The 4405-nt window shown below is 60.3% G+C and carries 3 protein-coding genes and 1 pseudogene; 2 read left to right on the top strand and 2 right to left on the bottom strand.

The window, feature by feature from the left end; all coding sequences use genetic code 11:
* Window positions 1–1025 (top strand): annotated as a pseudogene (locus tag BKN05_RS11805) (aldehyde dehydrogenase family protein); the annotation flags it as partial.
* Here BKN05_RS11805 and BKN05_RS11800 read toward each other — a convergent pair.
* Window positions 994–1857 carry a PrsW family intramembrane metalloprotease gene (locus tag BKN05_RS11800; RefSeq protein ID WP_018120242.1) on the bottom strand — a complete coding sequence of 288 codons (864 nt, stop codon included), beginning with the start codon at window positions 1855–1857 and terminating at the stop codon, window positions 994–996. The pseudogene BKN05_RS11805 and the gene BKN05_RS11800 sit on opposite strands and share 32 nt — an antisense overlap.
* Before the next feature lie 2 nt (window positions 1858–1859).
* Complete coding sequence (locus BKN05_RS11795; protein WP_286688720.1) at window positions 1860–2579, bottom strand: hypothetical protein; 720 nt, start codon at window positions 2577–2579, stop codon at window positions 1860–1862.
* Between the two features lie 28 nt (window positions 2580–2607).
* Here BKN05_RS11795 and BKN05_RS11790 point away from each other — a divergent pair.
* Window positions 2608–4405, top strand: a 1798-nt coding sequence (locus BKN05_RS11790) for a M13 family metallopeptidase (protein WP_286688719.1), incomplete at its 3' end; no start/stop codon positions are given.

The raw sequence follows: 4405 nt of genomic DNA, 5'->3' as shown, positions 1-4405 counted from the left end.
CGTCGTCGGCATGGTTACCCCGTGGAACTATCCGCTGCTGCAGGTCGCTTACAAGGTTGCACCGGCCATCGCCGCTGGCAACACCTTCGTGCTGAAGCAAGCAGAGCTGACCCCGCATACGGCGATGCTGCTGATGGCCGTGACCAAGGAACTCGGCCTGCCAGACGGCGTGGCCAACCTGATCACCGGTGCTGGTGCTGCCTGCGGTAATCCGCTGTCTACCCACCCGGATGTGGACATGGTCTCGTTCACCGGTGGCCTGCAGACAGGCAAGCTCATCGCCCGCAACGCGGCAGAAACCGTCAAGCGCGTGGCCCTGGAGCTGGGTGGCAAAAACCCGAATATCATCTTTGCCGACGCCGACTTCGACGTTGCCGTCGACAACGCGTTAAACGGCGCGTTCTTCCACTCCGGCCAGGTCTGCTCGGCGGGTTCGCGCATCTTGGTGGAGGAATCACTGCACGATAAATTCGTGGAAGAATTTGCCAAGCGCGCCAACAACATCAAACTGGGCGGACCCACCGACGATAAGGCTGAAACCGGCCCGCTGATTTCCGCCGAGCACCGAGAAAAGGTCGCGGGGTACGTGGATGAAGCCCGCGAGCACGGTGCCAAGATCCTTTCTGGCGGACGCGCTGCCACCAGTGAGGACACCAACGGCCAGCACGGCACTGGGCAGTCGGATCTGGGCGCAGGCTTTTATTACTTGCCGACGGTCATCGACGGCGTCGACCGCAACGCCGACATGGATTTCGTCTACGACGAAGCCTTCGGCCCGGTCGTGACCATCGAGACTTTCCGCGATGAAGACGAAGCCTTGGAGATCGCCAACGACACCATCTACGGCCTGACCGGCGCAGTATTTACCACCGATGCCGGCAAAGCCGAGCGCATCGTGCGCGGGCTGCGTCACTGCACCATCTGGATCAACGCTAGGCGAGGTCGGCTTGGCGGAATACCAGGAGCACAAGCATGTGTACCACAACCTGACGCCTACCGTGCACGGTCAGTTTGGCCAGCAGTAGGTAACTGGCTGACCGCCGTATACAACTCGTTCTGGGGCTTGGCCGCCTTGAAAGCGGCCACCCAGACGTAGATAAACGACGCATACAACACGATTCCGGTGACGATCTTGCTGCCGATCAGCAGCACGAGGTCGTCGCCAAGAATATTCCAGCCGAAATGGCAGGCGAACGCCACGGCGAACCAGCCCAGCGCGTGGGCCAGCCGCCAGGCCAAGCCCCGGCCGACGGCGAACAATGCCCAGCCGATTCCCCAACCGGCAAGCCCGGTAAACGCGATATGTAAAAACGGGCCGAGGAACACCCGGGCGCCCCAAATCTGCAGCACACCCATGACATCCGACGACGGGTGGATCGGCGCCATCACGATGCCGTACAGCAGATTTTCAAAAGATTCAAAGCCCAGGCCGACGAGCATGCCGATGACAAAACCATGCCACGGGCGGTTGAGCTGCTTAAACGCCAATAAAATGAAAACCACACCGGTGGCTTTCGCGATCTCCTCTGGGTAGGCCCCACCCCAGGACGCGGCCGTCGTGGTCGCACCGGTATACGCAGCAAGGTCAATAATCGACGGTGCGCTCACCGATACCAGTGCATAACTGGTGCCCGCACCCCACAGCACCGCCAGAACCGCGGGCGCCCACCCTTGATACGGCCACAGACGGGTGCAACGAACCACCGCGGTGAGTACGGCCAAATACAGCGCGGTAAACACGGCGCTGATCGCAGCCGGGGTGGGCAAAGCGAGGGCATTCGGCAGCACAGGAAGCGCCATGAATGGCAGCCCCACCAGGATGAATAAGAACAGTGAATAGCGGAATAATTTGCTCATGGTTATACGTGCCGCCTGACTGGTTGTGCGGATGCATTTGTGTGTCCGTGCGCGTTCTGGACGGATGCGTTCTGGACGGAAGCATTATGAACGGATTGCGGCAGCGGGTTTTCTGCCCCATCGCTGCCAGTACCGGAATAGCCTTGCAGCAGCTCATGGACGATTTCCGGCAGTGCGTTCCCGGAAATTTCGCGCCAGGAGCTGGTAATGATGTCTAAGTTTTCGCTGATGAGCCCACGGAAAACGATGACCTGGGAAGCACCCATTGCGCTCGTCGACATGGCAATACCTCGGCCATTCGGTTCGATGAGCAGGCGTTGTTCACCTTCACGCAAAATATCGCCTTCGGGGAGGTCAGTGCGCGTGATAAACCGGAACATGCGGCGCAGCGCCAGGTCCGGATCGCCTGCGTGTGGGGTGGTTATCGCCTCAATGTGGAGCCCTGGGCAATTCCACCCCTGGCCGGTCAGCGCCAATGCGTCGACGGGGCATTCCCGGTCCGCCAGGTGCAATTCCGAACCCGCCAGTGGGTCGGATACCACCAGTGGGGCAGTAGCTTGGCGTGCCGACGGGGTCGCTTTGCTGAGCACCACGGGCGCGAGCATAGCGATGGCGACCACAACGACAAGCACCACCCACAGCAGCGTCGTGCGTTGCGGTTGGCTGCGGTATAAGCGAAGTTGGGTTGGGCTTAGATCGGGCGGGGAAACGGGAGCGGGCATGCTAGCCAGCCTAGTAAACTAAGCAAACATGAATGACCTATATACCTATGTCAACGGCCCGTGGTTGGAAAACCATGTGATCCCGGATGATCGCGCCGTGGATGGCACCTTTCACAAGCTGCGTGATCAATCCGAAGATGACGTCCGAGAGATCGTCAATGAGGACACCGGCCGCGCCGGCAACCTGTTTGCTTCCTTCATGGACACCGAGGGCGTTAATGCCGCCGGGCTGGAACCGCTTGCCGACGACTTCGCCAAGCTTTCCGTCGGCGATATTGGAGAATTCGTCGAAAACTTGGGCGCGCTGGAACGCGTTGGTGTGGGCAGCCCGCTGACATTCTGGGTAGAAAAAGACTCTGGCAGTGAAGATGCGGTGGCCTACCTGGTGCAATCCGGGCTTGGTCTGCCGGATGAGGCCTACTATCGCAGCGAAACCCACGCGGATACGTTGGCTGCCTACCGCGAGCACGTCGCAAAGATGCTGGGGTTTGTCGATTCCGCGAAGCTGTTCGGGTTAGATGCCGAGGTGGCCGCAGAGCGCATCGTCGCCCTGGAAACCGAGATCGCTTCCGGCCACTGGGATGTCGTGGCCAGCCGCGATGCTCTGAAAACCTACAACCCGACGGATTTCGACGAGCTGCCAGAGTTGATCCAGCGATTGCTGCGCGGCGGCAAACTGCCGGAGCATCGCCTGGTGAACATGATGCCGAGCTACGTCGAGCACCTGCTGGGGCTGCTGACCGACGACCGGTTGGCCGACTGGCAGCTGTGGGCCACCTGGCACATTCTGCTTTCCCGCGCTGGAATTTTGACCGAAGAGATCAGCGAGGCGAATTTCAATTTCTACGGCCGCCAGCTGACCGGTTCCACCGAGCAGCGTGACCGCTGGAAGCGCGGCGTCGGCATCGTGGAATCTTTGGTGGGCCAGGAGATCGGCAAACTCTACGTCGACAAGCACTTCCCGGCCTCGTCCAAGGAAGACATGCTGGAGCTTGTGGACTACCTGATCCGCGCCTACCGCCAGCGCATCTCTGATCTGGAGTGGATGACGCACGCCACCCGCGAGCGGGCGCTGGAAAAATTGGAGCAGTTCAAAGCGAAAATCGGCTATCCGGATACCTGGCGTGACTACTCCGGGTTGGAGTTTTCCCCGGCAGGCGCCGATCTGGTGGCGAATGTGCGCGCCGGGGCCGCGTTTAGCCATGACTATGAGCTGGATAAAGTGGGTAAGCCTGCGCGTCGCGACGAATGGGTGGCCAACCCGCAGACGGTCAATGCGTTTTATAACCCGGTGGTCAACGACATCACCTTCCCGGCCGCAATTTTGCGCGCACCGTTTTATACCGTCATCGGCCACGAGATTGGCCACGGTTTTGATGATCAGGGTTCGAATTACGACGGCCAGGGCAACCTGAACCAGTGGTGGTCGGATGAAGACCGCGAAGCCTTCGATGAGCTGACCGAAAAACTCGTGCAGCAGTTTGATGGTTTGGTGCCGTCGGTGCTGCGGGATGCAGAAACCGGTACAGGCGATGCAGAGAGCGCAGACGGCTCTGACACCGCTGACAGCGCCGAGAAGCCAGGCGTGAACGGCGAATTCACCCTGGGGGAAAACATTGGCGACCTGGGCGGTTTGGGCATCGCTGTGGTGGCATACCAGCTCTACCTGCAGGATCGAGGCATGAGCTACGACGACACCGCGGTGGAAGCCTTTGATGTGGAAGATGCGCAGCCGGAGCTTTATGAGCGGAAATTCAACGGCCTGCAGCGCCTGTTTTTGGCCTGGGGCCGGGTGTGGCGCACTGCGATTCGCCCAGAAATGGCGA

The organism is Corynebacterium sp. S5S1, assembly GCF_001913985.1.
GTDB lineage: Bacteria > Actinomycetota > Actinomycetes > Mycobacteriales > Mycobacteriaceae > Corynebacterium > Corynebacterium marquesiae.
The sequence above is the reverse complement of the archived record's forward strand: the minus strand, read 5'-3'. Positions and strand labels throughout refer to the sequence as shown.

Coding starts and splice junctions, on each gene's coding strand:
- BKN05_RS11795 (WP_286688720.1), bottom strand. CDS start 2,579: ATGCCCGCTCCCGTTTCCCCGCCCGATCTAAGCCCAACCCAACTTCGC.
- BKN05_RS11800 (WP_018120242.1), bottom strand. CDS start 1,857: ATGAGCAAATTATTCCGCTATTCACTGTTCTTATTCATCCTGGTGGGG.